This is a genomic window from Acinetobacter sp. CY79, from assembly GCF_059515845.1.
On record NZ_JCAKMY010000031.1, the window covers coordinates 25,522 to 37,501 of the forward strand.

Consider the following 11,980-nt stretch of genomic DNA (forward strand, 5'->3'; position numbering starts at 1 on the left):
TAACTTTATGATTCGTGTTGCATCCCCAGCAAAACTCAATCTTTTTTTGCATATCACAGGTCGTCGTGAAAATGGTTATCACGAATTACAAAGTATTTTTCAGCTCATAGATCTCTATGATTGGATGGAGTTTGAACAAACCAATACAAACTCAATCCAAATCGAGGGATTGAATAGCGTAGATCTTGAACAAAATCTCATTTATAAAGCCCTACAAATCATCAAACCTTATGCAAAAACTGATCAATTGGGCTTAAATATCCGTATTGAAAAGAATATTCCGATGGGCGCAGGACTTGGGGGTGGCTCTTCCAATGCAGCAACCACGCTTATCGTTGCGAATAAAATTTGGCAATGCGGTTTAAATACCAATCAACTTGCCGATTTAGGGATCAAACTCGGCGCAGATGTGCCTATTTTTATTCATGGTAAAAATGCGTGGGCTGAAGGCATTGGTGAACACTTAACATTCATAGACTTAGATCAGAAACAATACATCGTGCTCAAACCTGACTGTTTTATCAGCACTCAACTGCTTTTTTCACAAAAAGCGTTGACAAGAGACACGAAGAGCACTAAATTTTGCGCCTATCAGATAAAGCCATCTGATTTCGGAAATGCCTTTGAGCCTCTAGCAAGAAGTTTATATCCTGAAGTCGATGAAGCGATGCAATATTTAGATCAGTTCGGTGTTGCAAAACTTACAGGTACAGGTGCTTGTGTTTTTACTGAAGTAACGACGAGTATGAATGTAGATGAAATTCTGGCTCATTCACCATGTAAATCTTACTTAGTGAATAGCTTAAAAGAATCTCCGCTCAATCATTTCGGCGTTTAATGATAGGGGTATCGCCAAGTGGTAAGGCACCGGGTTTTGATCTCGGCATCCGTTGGTTCGAATCCAGCTACCCCTGCCATCATTTTTCATCTGTAGATACATATTGTTGTGTATTAGGGGTATCGCCAAGTGGTAAGGCACCGGGTTTTGATCTCGGCATCCGTTGGTTCGAATCCAGCTACCCCTGCCATTTACAACACAACATATGATCATTAGGGGTATCGCCAAGTGGTAAGGCACCGGGTTTTGATCTCGGCATCCGTTGGTTCGAATCCAGCTACCCCTGCCATTTTAAGCTCAAAAAGACAGAACAGATTACGGTTAGAAAATGTCAAACAACCTTGACAAATTCTCGTAAAAATATTAAAGTTCTGCCGCATTAGGGGTATCGCCAAGTGGTAAGGCACCGGGTTTTGATCTCGGCATCCGTTGGTTCGAATCCAGCTACCCCTGCCATCTACTTCCAAATTTTCTAACCGCCAAGGGTGCTTCATGCCCAATCTTGTCGTTTTTAGTGGAACAGCGCATCCACAATTCGCCCAAAAAGTCGTAAGCCATTTACATATTCCTTTAGGTGCTGCATCTATTGGTCAGTTTTCTGATGGCGAAATCGCTGTCGAAATCACTGAAAATGTTCGTGGTAAAGACGTGTTCATCGTACAACCTACTTGTGCCCCTACGAATGACAACCTAATGGAAGTCCTCGTGATGGCTGATGCTTTGCGTCGCGCAAGTGCTGGTCGTATCACTGCCGTTATTCCTTACTTCGGTTATGCTCGTCAAGACCGTCGTCCTCGTTCTGCTCGTGTGCCGATCACAGCTAAAGTTGTTGCAGATATGCTAACAACTGTAGGTATTGATCGTGTTGTCATGATCGATTTGCATGCCGACCAGATCCAAGGTTTCTTTGATATTCCTGTAGATAACATCTACGGTACTCCTGCGCTTCTTGCTGACTTACGTCAACAACAGCATCACAATCTAATGGTGGTTTCACCTGACGTTGGTGGTGTGGTTCGCGCACGTGCGGTTGCGAAGCAAATGGGTGATATCGATTTAGCAATCATTGACAAACGCCGTCAAAAAGCAAATGAATCACAAGTGATGCATTTGATTGGTGATGTTAAAGATCGTGATTGTGTCATCGTTGATGACATGGTGGATACAGCGGGTACGTTGTGTAAAGCTGCTGATGCACTTAAATCATTTGGTGCTCGCCGTGTTGTTGCTTATGCAACGCACCCGGTACTGTCTGGTAAAGCACTTGAAAACTTACGTAATTCTGTGATTGACGAATTGGTTGTGACTGACACAATTCCGCTTTCTAAAGAAGCATTAGAACTTGGTAAGATTCGCCAAGTTTCAGTAGCCAGCATGGTTGCTGAAACAATTCGTCGTATTAACAACGAAGAATCTATTAGCGCAATGTTTGATTCTTATCTATAATAATGCGCTGAATTTTAAAAGCCTCATCAAATTTTTGATGGGGCTTTCATCACTAGACTGGTCGAAGGTCTAGTCAATTAAACTTAAATTAGGAATGTCTATCATGGCAAACTTCGTATTAAATGCAGTAGCTCGTGAAGAAGCAGTTCAAGGGAAAGGTTCGAGCCGCCGCCTTCGTCTTCAACACAAAGTCCCTGCAATCATCTACGGTTCAGGCGAGCCTGTTGCAATCACTTTAGAACTTCGTGAATTAGTTAAAGCTTTAGAAAGCAAATCTTTCTTCGAAGAAACTATTGAAATCAATGTTGACGGTAAAGTTGAAAGCGTTAAAATCCAAGCACTTCAACGCCACCCAGCTAAAAACACACCTATGCACGCTGACTTTAAACGCGCATAAGTGTTGATGGTGTAAATTAGTGTCAAATATTTCACTGATTGTAGGTTTGGGCAACCCAGGTTCTGAGTATGCTCAAACCCGCCATAATGCAGGGTCTTGGTTCGTAGAACGCCTCGCAGAACAATATGGCATCGCATTAAAAGCTGATCCAAAATATAAAGGGATTAGCGGTCGGGGTAAAATAGAAGGTCAAGACGTTCGTCTGCTTTTACCCACAACGTTTATGAACCTTTCAGGTCAAAGTGTTGTCCCCTTCGCAAAATTCTATCAAATTGCTCCCGAAGCAATGCTCATTGCTCACGATGAACTTGATATGGATCCAGGTGTGATTCGCCTTAAAACTGGCGGTGGTCACGGTGGTCATAACGGTTTACGTGATATCGTCCCGCATACAGGTCCGAATTTCCATCGTTTACGTGTAGGCATTGGTCATCCAGGGTCAAAAGAACGTGTATCAGGGCATGTTTTGAGCAAAGCACCATCAAGTGAGCAAAAGCTTATAGATGATGCCCTTCATCACGCATTAAGCCGCATCAAATTATTGGTTAATGGTGAAGTTCAACAGGCAATGAATCAAATAAACGCCTATAAACCTTAATTGATAAAATTAATCTTTGTAAAACAATTTCTCTTGCCACGATCAAATTTTGAGAGCAAAATGCGCTTTCAATTGCATCCCCCGACATAGAAGTTGTTGTTAAATCATTAGATAACAACCACAGGGCAAACCAGGAGACGCTTTCCATGCTATCTCGTTTATTAAAAGCAAAAATTCACCGTGCAGTCGTCACCCAAGCAGAACTTCACTATGAAGGTTCTTGTGCGATCGATGGTGTGTTATTGGATTTAGCAGGTATCCGCGAATACGAAGAGATTCATATTTGGAATGTGACCAATGGTAAGCGTTTTACCACGTATGCTATTCGTGGCGAAGAAAATTCAGGCATCATTTCTGTCAATGGTGGCGCTGCACATCAAGCCGATATTGGTGATCTTGTGATTATCGCAACTTTCGGTGACTTTACTGTTGCTGAAGCGGATGCCCATAAACCTCGTCTAGTTTATGCCAACCCAAATAATACGGTAAATCACACCGCGAACTGTATTCCTGTACAAGTCGCTTAACGGTTTCCAATAAAAAAGCTCGCCATGATGCGAGCTTTTTTATGTTCAATGATCCAATAAACTCAATAACAATCAATGAGAATCATATTTTGTTCACCCCTATTATTTTTCAAATCATTGAGTGAATGAATGATTCATTTATTCTTGTTTTAATGTTTTGAGCAAACTTTGACCAATTACATCCGCACGCAACCAAGCCAATTCATAGCTTGCATTGGCTAATGCAAGGACTCGACGCTCAAATTCAGTCCACAGAGGTTTGACTTGTTTCGAATCTATCCCCAAACCACTCTCATCCGCCAAATTTTTATTTTTTTCACAAATTTTTAAAGCATGATACAAGCGCCGACCTTTTGATGCATTATCAAATACACGAACACGTTTAGAATGAATAAAAGCATTGATGATCGTCAGATTTGCATGCGGCAACATCGGCACCAAGATTTGATCAAGTTGCGCATCTAAACGAATCCAAATCGCTTGTCTTTGTTCTTCTGTATAGGTATTCCAACGGATCACCTCATGATTAAATCTACGACAACCACGGCACACCGCATCACCAAATACCGTTGAACAACGTCCTGCACATGGGGTAAGAGAAGGTACTCGACGATCACTACTCAAAATTTACTTCCTCAATAAACCATATTTATCATATGGTTTTCTCGCACATTGAACAAATTCGCGTTAGAATACGCGCCTGAAATTATCCCCTATATTAATACATTTGGAGTACTCCATGAACGCTACTGTAGAACAGCTTGCACCTGTAGAACAGCAAGCGACCACAAGTTGGGTTGTTGCGGCACTTTATCAATTTAAAGAAGTTCAAGATTCGCTTGATCTTCAACAACGTCTTTTAGATTTGGTAAAAACCATTAACTTGTGCGGTACTCTAATTGTTGCAGATGAAGGGATTAACGGAACGGTTGCAGGCGATCGTCAAGCCATTGATGTGATTCATCAATTCCTTTTAGATGAAGGTTTTCAAGATATGGAATATAAGGAATCTCACAGCGATGAGAAACCATTCCGTAAAATGAAAATTAAACACAAAAAAGAAATCGTAACATTAGGCGTAGAAGTAAAACCACGCGACCTTGTCGGTCATTATCTTGATCCTAAAGAATGGAATGATTTAATTGCTCGTGACGATGTCATTCTTGTCGACACACGTAATGATTACGAATACAAAGCAGGCACATTTAAAGGTGCGATCGACCCGAAAACAGAAACTTTCCGTGAATTCCCAGAATACGTTAAGAACAACCTAGAGCAACATAAAGATAAAAAAATTGCCATGTTCTGTACCGGCGGTATTCGTTGTGAAAAATCTACATCGCTGTTGCTACAAGAAGGCTTTACTGAGGTTTACCACCTCAAAGGCGGTATTTTAAAATACCTCGAAGAGACCCCACCAGAAGAAAGCATGTGGGAAGGTGAATGTTTCGTATTTGATGGACGGACAGCCGTAACACATGGTGTGGAGGAAGGTGAAAACGTCAAATGTCATGCATGTGGATGGCCTTTACTTCCTGCTGAAGTTGAGCTTCCAAGTTATGAACATGGTGTCTCATGTGTACATTGCATTGAAAAAACCACTGAAAAACAAAAAGCGGGTTTCCGTATGCGCCAATCTCAAATTGCAGCGGCAAAACGCAAACGCCTTTAATCTTATAAATCAAGATACATACCGAACCGCTACCCTCGTAGCGGTTTTTTTATAGTAAACTTTCAATAACTTCATTTCGTTACCACTCAAAATGACCGCATGGATTATTTCCGTCATGGAACAATTAGGCTACTTAGGGATTGCCCTGCTCATGTTCCTCGACAGTGTGTTTCCCCCTATCCCATCAGAAATTATTATGCCTTCTGCTGGTTTTACAGCGTCTAAAGGCGAGCTGTTACTCACAGGCGTTATTATTGCTGGTAGTTTGGGTTCATTGATTTCTGCTGCTGTTCTGTATTGGATTGGGCGTAAAATTCCTAGAGAGCAAATTTTTAAATTTGTAGATCGTTTCGGGAAATACCTCTTTATCAAACCTAAAGATGTAGAGAAATCATTGGGGTGGTTTGAAAAACATGGTCATCGCATTGTATTTTTTGGGAGAATGATCCCTGCAGTTCGCTCTCTGATTAGTATTCCTGCCGGGATGAGTCGTATGCCCTTCTGGAAATTCATGGCTTATAGTGGATTAGGCACAATTATATGGACGACATTTTTAGCATCGGTCGGTTATTATTTTGGTCATAATACGGAGATGATGCACAAAATTTTCAGCCAAGTGGGTTATGTGATTATCATCATCGTTGTGCTTGTACTCGGATGGATATGGTATGGTCGTCATAAACGTAAATCTCATTATTAATTTCTAGATTCAATAAGTCCGAGTCATGAGGACTTTTGTTTCAAAGTTCGCTTTTCTGATTGTCAGATATTTTTTGGGGAAATATGACGCACTATTTGAAGCATTTTGCTGCTGTGTACTGCATTGCCTTGACCCTACTGGTTACGGTATTAATTTTCGGTTTAAAACTGGGTGGATTATCCTTAGTACCAACATTAATCGTATCTGCATTAATCACCGCAGGACACTTTGCTAACAAAGAACAAAGACTTCCCACTCAACATGAAAAAATTCAATTGATTTGGGGATCAAGTGCTATCGCCATTATGATCGCAAGTTTCTTTGTATTCTTCTTGGTACTCATGAATCCCAATGCTGAACAAATCTTAGCTATAGCTGAAAAATCTGGCATTTTGCTCGCCGCCATGATTATGCTGATATTGATTGTGCTCCATGCAGCAATCTTTTTTGTTGCTTATAACTGGTATACGCCCTATCGACTTAAAAAATTATTTAAATAATTGACGCTTATTCTCAGTATAAAAGCAGATCAAACTAAGTCTTAAATATTTAGGCATAAAAAAAGCACCTCATTGAAGGTGCTTTTTTATAACTTGATTTTCAAAAACAATAAATCTTAACTAACTTAGTTTGGTGTGTGGTACATCAAATAAATTTCATTCAGATTTTCAGGAATTTCTTCCGCAAGCTCATCCATCAATTGCCCATTGCGACGGAACGATTCCATTTGTGGATCTTCTTCGTCCACACCACTAAACACCATAATTGGCAACGTTAAATCAACCAATTGCTCCTCAAACTCAGGAGTAAACCACGCATCTTCGTTTAGGAACATTGCATCAACAAAACCAACACTCCAGTCACCTAAACTTGACTCAACATCAGCTTCCTCAATTTCAAAAGGAAACTCAATCCCTTCTTCATTGGCAAGCTTTTGACGCAGGTCATCAAGCCAAAGTTTAATTTGAGTAATGATTTCAGCAGGAACTTTCTTTTGATTATTATCAAAAAGTTCATCTAACCAACGATCAAACTGAGGGCCTACAGCTGTTGCACATAAAAAACCATGTGTTGCCGCGAAATCCAGACCATGCTCGTTATTATCGCCATCAAGGAATTCACTTAACTGGTCTAAATCTAATGCACTCATTTTGTTTCCAACACTTCTCAATTAATGGTTTAGGATATCATTTTCGAAAGCTAAGCCCAACGATAAAATCATTATTCATCGTCAAAATCATCATCGTCGTCGTCAAAATCATATTCTTCTTTCAACTCACGATCCAAACGTCGTTGAGCCAAGAGGTCATCAATCAAACGTCTTTTTTCTAACGATTCTTTCGCGCTAATTTTACTCGATGTGTCGTCAAAACTGACTTCATCATCACTAAAGCTATCATCTAATTCAAAATCTGTAGAAGACACTAAAACTACCTCATGAAAAAAAATGGATGGGGCTAGGCGCTATTTATCTGTGTTCTGAATTCTTGTCAAGTTTTATTTTATTTTTCAGCAATAATCAACAAAATTTTGCTTCTTTTCCTCTACCGATCTATGCGATTATAATCCACACAACAAAACTGAATGAATGCACATTTAAGCTTGGACATATTTCATTTTTAAGAAACTACGCTTGGTATACTTGAAAACAATAGATTTAGCCCAATTATGGGAAACAAGCCTTAAATTTTTGGTTTCTTTTAAACCAATTTAGCCCATGGATTCAGATATTAATGCGACGATAATTGTGCTATCATGCACGGTTTTCCCTGCCACAGATTCAACGAGAAGAGAGCAAAGATGAGCGATAAGCATTCCCCTACTTCACAAGTAGCGGCTCTGATTAGCCGAGGCAAAGAACAAGGTTACTTAACTTACGCTGAGGTTAACGATCATCTTCCAGACTCAATCACTGAAAGTGAACAGATTGAAGATATCATTCAGATGCTTCAAGACGTTGGTATTCCGGTACATGAACGTGCGCCTGAAGCTGATGACACCATGTTCGACGGTACTAATACCGAAACAACCGATGAAGTTGCCGAAGAAGAAGCTGCTGCCGTTCTCGCATCTGTAGAAAACGAACCCGGTCGTACCACTGACCCTGTTCGTATGTACATGCGTGAAATGGGTACAGTTGAACTTTTGACTCGCGAAGGCGAAATTGTTATTGCAAAACGAATCGAAGAAGGAATTCGTGATGTACTTAATTCAATTGCGTATTGGCCAAATGCAGTCGAAGTTGTATTACAAGAATATAAAGATTATGAAACAGGTGAACGCCGTTTAGCAGATATTTTATCAGGCTATTTAGACCTTGAATCTGATGAAGAGATTCCTGAAGTTCTTGAAGAAGTTGTAGTTGTAGAGGCAGTCGATGCGTCTGCTAAACCAACAAAAGACGTTAAACTTGATGACGAAGACGAAGATGAAGAATCTGAAAGCGATGATGATTCTGAAGGTGAGTCAGGTCCAGATCCTGAAATTGCAAAAGCTCGTTTTAACGAATTAGAAGCAGCATGGACTGTGGCTAAAGCTGCGATCAGCAAATCTGGTCGTAATAGTCCAGAAGCTGTTGAAGCTGTTGAAGCACTTGCAACTGTATTCATGATGTTCAAATTCACGCCTCGTCTATTTGATATTATTTCTGAGATGATTCGTGGTACACACGAACAAATTCGTACCGCTGAACGTGAAGTGATGCGTTACGCAGTTCGTCGTGGTCGTATGGATCGAAACCAATTCCGTACAACCTTCCCAGGTCAAGAGTCAAATCCTGCTTGGCTTGAAGAACAAATTGCGAAAGCCCCTGCTGATCTCAAACCATATTTAGAAAAAGTTCGCCCTGATGTTTTGGCTTTCCAACAAAAGATTGCTGACATTGAAAAAGAGCTTGATCTTAGCGTTAAAGAAATTAAAGAGATTTCTAAACGTATGTCGATTGGTGAAGCGAAAGCTCGCCGTGCCAAAAAAGAGATGGTTGAAGCAAACTTACGTTTGGTCATTTCGATTGCGAAAAAATACACCAACCGTGGTCTACAATTCCTCGATCTGATTCAAGAAGGTAACATCGGCTTGATGAAAGCGGTTGATAAATTCGAATACCGTCGTGGTTATAAGTTCTCGACCTATGCAACTTGGTGGATTCGTCAGGCGATTACGCGTTCAATCGCGGATCAGGCGCGTACCATTCGTATTCCTGTGCATATGATTGAGACGATCAACAAGATCAACCGTGTTTCACGCCAACTTCTTCAAGAAATGGGCCGTGAGCCTACACCTGAGGAATTAGGTGAACGTCTAGAAATGGACGAAGTGAAAGTACGTAAAGTCTTGAAGATTGCCAAAGAACCTATTTCAATGGAAACGCCAATTGGTGATGATGAAGATTCGCATCTTGGTGATTTCATCGAAGACGGTAACATTACCTCTCCGATTGATGCAGCAACCTCTGAAGGCTTAAAAGAAGCAACGCGTGAAGTTCTAGAAAACTTAACTGAACGTGAAGCAAAAGTCTTGAAAATGCGTTTTGGTATCGATATGCCAACCGATCACACTTTGGAAGAAGTCGGTAAGCAATTTGATGTAACACGTGAACGTATTCGTCAGATCGAAGCAAAAGCATTGCGTAAATTACGTCATCCATCCCGTTCAGAACATTTACGTTCTTTCCTTGAGAATGACTAATCTATCGATAGGATAATGCAGGCTTGAATATGCAGGGAACTCCCCCATAATATGAGCATGTAGCAAATAAAAGCAAAAATACCTGCGCATTGCAGGTATTTTTTATGAATGAGGTGTCCTATGACTGACATGACAAATCGTGCGCCATCACGCGAATTACAAGAACATCTTTGGGTGTTTCCGATGGATTATCCAATTAAATTGATTGGTCTTGCAGGTGCAGAACTTCGTGAAGCTGTGAATGAAATTTTTGTTAAACATTTTCCTGAATTTGATGGGCAAACCATGACGGTGACGCCATCTCGCACAGGTAAATATCATTCTGTGACTGCACAACTTCGCTTTGAAGAGCTTGAGCAAGTTCATGCGGTTTATGCGGATTTAGCAGCATGTCCATTGATTAAAACAGCACTTTAATCAAATTTAAAAAACACGCTTAAGAGCGTGTTTTTTAATGCTGTACCTGTTCTTGGTGGTTTATAATTTCTTGTTCTGGTGGCGTTATATTGCCATCTGCTTTGGCATCTCGATTTACCAAAATCAATCCTTACCCAGCCAACAGTGTTGCCCATAGATTAATCATTAGGTCTTTATATAGTGCATTGGTGGTTGAACTATCCAGACTAGCTAAACGTTGTTGAGTATTATTGCTCATGATATTACTCTCTTATTTAATTATTTTAAGTTGTTGATTTAAAAAAAGAAGATATGGAATTAAAAATACAAAGATTAATGCAGGGATTATGGTAAAAAAAATCAGAAACCAGACATAACGTTGATTGGTTTTATATAACTGAACATGATAATCAATCCCTCTATAAAAGTCGGATGATTTTATTTCAAAGATCAAATATCTATATTTTAACGGATATTTCAAATCATCAATATATTGAATATCAAAGCCTTGATCCATCATATAACCGTATTGACATTTATCTTTTAAAATTAAATCACAAACAGGCGATACCTCTATATCTGCATTATTAACCTCCATTACTGGGAAAACACCGGTTCCTGAAAACCTATTTAAATTGGCTTTTACCCCCCCTTCATAATCACTTTGGCTTGTTTTAACTCTGTGACATAGCCATCTATATCTAAAAATAGAAGACCGATCTTTTTATTTAGGCCTGTTGCCATGGCGAATAAAACCACCATCAACACACCAAATTTGATATGCCCCCACAGCAATTCTTTCTTTTGTGCTTTAAGCTCTTCAATCGGCGTTGTCGCATAAAAATGACCGAACCAAAAACCAAAACCCAATGTGCTAGTAAAAAACCAGATAGTCAACCACTTCATTCCATCGAAGCCTTTGTCTGTAAATACCCATACCATCATCGCAACGGTATAAAATATGACAATAATTATTCCTAAAATGTATCTATTCATATCATTTGCTCTTTATATATTCCTGAATTTTAACTTCGTCAAATCTTGAAATCCTGATATAAAACTTTAGGTAAGCATAGTGATAGCCGGTCTATTAGTTATATTCGTTGTATAGACGATAATGGAAATACATATTGGGGAATTGCAATTGATACTGATATTGCAACCAGATCGATTCAAGCACTATTGAATGCGTTTTCTAAGTCCTACAAATTTAACTATTAGAAAGTCTAAAATTAACTTAATACACCTTATACGAAATTCTTTTTTTATTACATATAAATCATAGCTTTATATTATTCAAAAAGCCTAAATCTACCGATCTGGGCTTTTTTTTGATTTTTCATCTCCCACATTCATTAATTGAGCAATGCACAACAATATTATTTAACTTTATTAAATATTAAAGTAACCTGAATCCTGTTTATGCCAATGATTCCATAATATGAATTGTCGGTTTATTTTGATGAGCTAATTGATATGCACATAACGAGGCGTAAATTCCACTGAGAAATCCACGAACACTGCGTGCTTTACTTGTCACTAAATTGTATTGACCTTTCAACAAACTGAATAATGTTTCTATCTTATTGCGTTGTTTTAAGTGATATTCATCTGGCACACTGAGCTCAACAGACCGCATGTTCTTCCGATGATAAGTAATCAAATCAATACCTTGATCTTGTAACCTACTTTTTAATTCTTGGCTGATGTAACCTCGAT

The 11,980-nt window shown here is 39.4% G+C and carries 17 protein-coding genes and 4 tRNA genes; 15 read left to right on the forward strand and 6 right to left on the reverse strand.

The window, feature by feature from the left end; translation table 11 throughout:
- The first annotated feature begins 7 nt into the window (after positions 1-7).
- The 9 genes from ispE (at position 8) to panD (ending at position 3,806) form a co-directional block, all read left to right on the forward strand.
- Positions 8-838: a 4-(cytidine 5'-diphospho)-2-C-methyl-D-erythritol kinase gene (ispE, locus tag AC5YCE_RS12630; protein WP_496172275.1), complete on the forward strand. Its 831-nt coding sequence runs from the start codon at positions 8-10 to the stop codon at positions 836-838.
- 4 nt (positions 839-842) lie between these two features.
- Positions 843-917 (forward strand) — tRNA-Gln (locus AC5YCE_RS12635).
- 36 nt (positions 918-953) lie between these two features.
- Positions 954-1,028 (forward strand) — tRNA-Gln (locus AC5YCE_RS12640).
- 24 nt (positions 1,029-1,052) lie between these two features.
- Positions 1,053-1,127, forward strand: a tRNA-Gln gene (locus AC5YCE_RS12645).
- A gap of 92 nt (positions 1,128-1,219) precedes the next feature.
- Positions 1,220-1,294, forward strand: a tRNA-Gln gene (locus tag AC5YCE_RS12650).
- A gap of 36 nt (positions 1,295-1,330) precedes the next feature.
- Positions 1,331-2,284 (forward strand): ribose-phosphate pyrophosphokinase, encoded by a 954-nt coding sequence (locus AC5YCE_RS12655; protein ID WP_496125180.1) that lies wholly within the window; start codon positions 1,331-1,333, stop codon positions 2,282-2,284.
- A 103-nt stretch (positions 2,285-2,387) separates the two neighbouring features.
- Positions 2,388-2,681 (forward strand): 50S ribosomal protein L25, encoded by a 294-nt coding sequence (gene rplY / locus AC5YCE_RS12660; protein WP_496172276.1) that lies wholly within the window; start codon positions 2,388-2,390, stop codon positions 2,679-2,681.
- A 19-nt stretch (positions 2,682-2,700) separates the two neighbouring features.
- The gene (gene pth, locus AC5YCE_RS12665) at positions 2,701-3,279 is read left to right on the forward strand and encodes an aminoacyl-tRNA hydrolase (RefSeq protein ID WP_496172277.1); all 579 of its coding nucleotides are present in this window, start codon (positions 2,701-2,703) and stop codon (positions 3,277-3,279) included.
- Positions 3,280-3,425: 146 nt separating this feature from the next.
- Positions 3,426-3,806 (forward strand): aspartate 1-decarboxylase, encoded by a 381-nt coding sequence (gene panD / locus AC5YCE_RS12670; protein WP_496125183.1) that lies wholly within the window; start codon positions 3,426-3,428, stop codon positions 3,804-3,806.
- A 138-nt stretch (positions 3,807-3,944) separates the two neighbouring features.
- Here the strand turns inward: panD and AC5YCE_RS12675 are convergent, their stop codons facing one another.
- Positions 3,945-4,430, reverse strand: coding sequence for a DUF1289 domain-containing protein (locus AC5YCE_RS12675; protein WP_496172278.1), 486 nt, complete (start codon positions 4,428-4,430; stop codon positions 3,945-3,947).
- 115 nt (positions 4,431-4,545) lie between these two features.
- Here AC5YCE_RS12675 and trhO point away from each other — a divergent pair, with 115 nt between their 5' ends.
- The 3 genes from trhO to AC5YCE_RS12690 all read left to right on the forward strand — a co-directional run bounded on the left by trhO (position 4,546) and on the right by AC5YCE_RS12690 (position 6,678).
- Entirely contained in the window at positions 4,546-5,478 is a 933-nt protein-coding gene (trhO, locus tag AC5YCE_RS12680) for an oxygen-dependent tRNA uridine(34) hydroxylase TrhO (protein WP_496172279.1), read from the forward strand.
- 115 nt (positions 5,479-5,593) lie between these two features.
- Positions 5,594-6,178 carry a DedA family protein gene (locus tag AC5YCE_RS12685; protein ID WP_496172280.1) on the forward strand — a complete coding sequence of 195 codons (585 nt, stop codon included), beginning with the start codon at positions 5,594-5,596 and terminating at the stop codon, positions 6,176-6,178.
- Between the two features lie 83 nt (positions 6,179-6,261).
- Entirely contained in the window at positions 6,262-6,678 is a 417-nt protein-coding gene (locus AC5YCE_RS12690) for an ABZJ_00895 family protein (RefSeq protein WP_496172281.1), read from the forward strand.
- Positions 6,679-6,803: 125 nt separating this feature from the next.
- Here the strand turns inward: AC5YCE_RS12690 and AC5YCE_RS12695 are convergent, their stop codons facing one another.
- Together AC5YCE_RS12695 and AC5YCE_RS12700 are read right to left on the reverse strand one after the other, a co-directional pair.
- On the reverse strand, positions 6,804-7,328 hold the full coding sequence (locus AC5YCE_RS12695; protein WP_496125188.1) for a YecA/YgfB family protein: 525 nt from the start codon (positions 7,326-7,328) through the stop codon (positions 6,804-6,806).
- 71 nt (positions 7,329-7,399) lie between these two features.
- Positions 7,400-7,603: a PA3496 family putative envelope integrity protein gene (locus tag AC5YCE_RS12700; protein WP_496125189.1), complete on the reverse strand. Its 204-nt coding sequence runs from the start codon at positions 7,601-7,603 to the stop codon at positions 7,400-7,402.
- A gap of 330 nt (positions 7,604-7,933) precedes the next feature.
- Between AC5YCE_RS12700 and rpoD the strand changes: the two genes are divergently transcribed.
- On the forward strand, positions 7,934-9,865 hold the full coding sequence (rpoD, locus tag AC5YCE_RS12705) for an RNA polymerase sigma factor RpoD (protein ID WP_496125190.1): 1,932 nt from the start codon (positions 7,934-7,936) through the stop codon (positions 9,863-9,865).
- A gap of 129 nt (positions 9,866-9,994) precedes the next feature.
- Positions 9,995-10,282 carry a YbeD family protein gene (locus tag AC5YCE_RS12710; RefSeq protein ID WP_496125193.1) on the forward strand — a complete coding sequence of 96 codons (288 nt, stop codon included), beginning with the start codon at positions 9,995-9,997 and terminating at the stop codon, positions 10,280-10,282.
- A 250-nt stretch (positions 10,283-10,532) separates the two neighbouring features.
- Here AC5YCE_RS12710 and AC5YCE_RS12715 read toward each other — a convergent pair whose 3' ends face one another.
- Both AC5YCE_RS12715 and AC5YCE_RS12720 read right to left on the reverse strand, forming a co-directional pair.
- Positions 10,533-10,859, reverse strand: a complete 327-nt coding sequence (locus AC5YCE_RS12715; protein WP_496172282.1) for a hypothetical protein — start codon at positions 10,857-10,859, stop codon at positions 10,533-10,535.
- A gap of 44 nt (positions 10,860-10,903) precedes the next feature.
- The gene (locus tag AC5YCE_RS12720; protein WP_496172283.1) at positions 10,904-11,257 is read right to left on the reverse strand and encodes a hypothetical protein; all 354 of its coding nucleotides are present in this window, start codon (positions 11,255-11,257) and stop codon (positions 10,904-10,906) included.
- A 111-nt stretch (positions 11,258-11,368) separates the two neighbouring features.
- Between AC5YCE_RS12720 and AC5YCE_RS12725 the strand changes: the two genes are divergently transcribed.
- The gene (locus AC5YCE_RS12725; protein WP_496172285.1) at positions 11,369-11,482 is read left to right on the forward strand and encodes a hypothetical protein; all 114 of its coding nucleotides are present in this window, start codon (positions 11,369-11,371) and stop codon (positions 11,480-11,482) included.
- 199 nt (positions 11,483-11,681) lie between these two features.
- Here AC5YCE_RS12725 and AC5YCE_RS12730 read toward each other — a convergent pair.
- Positions 11,682-11,980 (reverse strand): transposase (locus tag AC5YCE_RS12730; protein ID WP_496172284.1); only part of this gene is annotated, 299 nt, incomplete at its 5' end.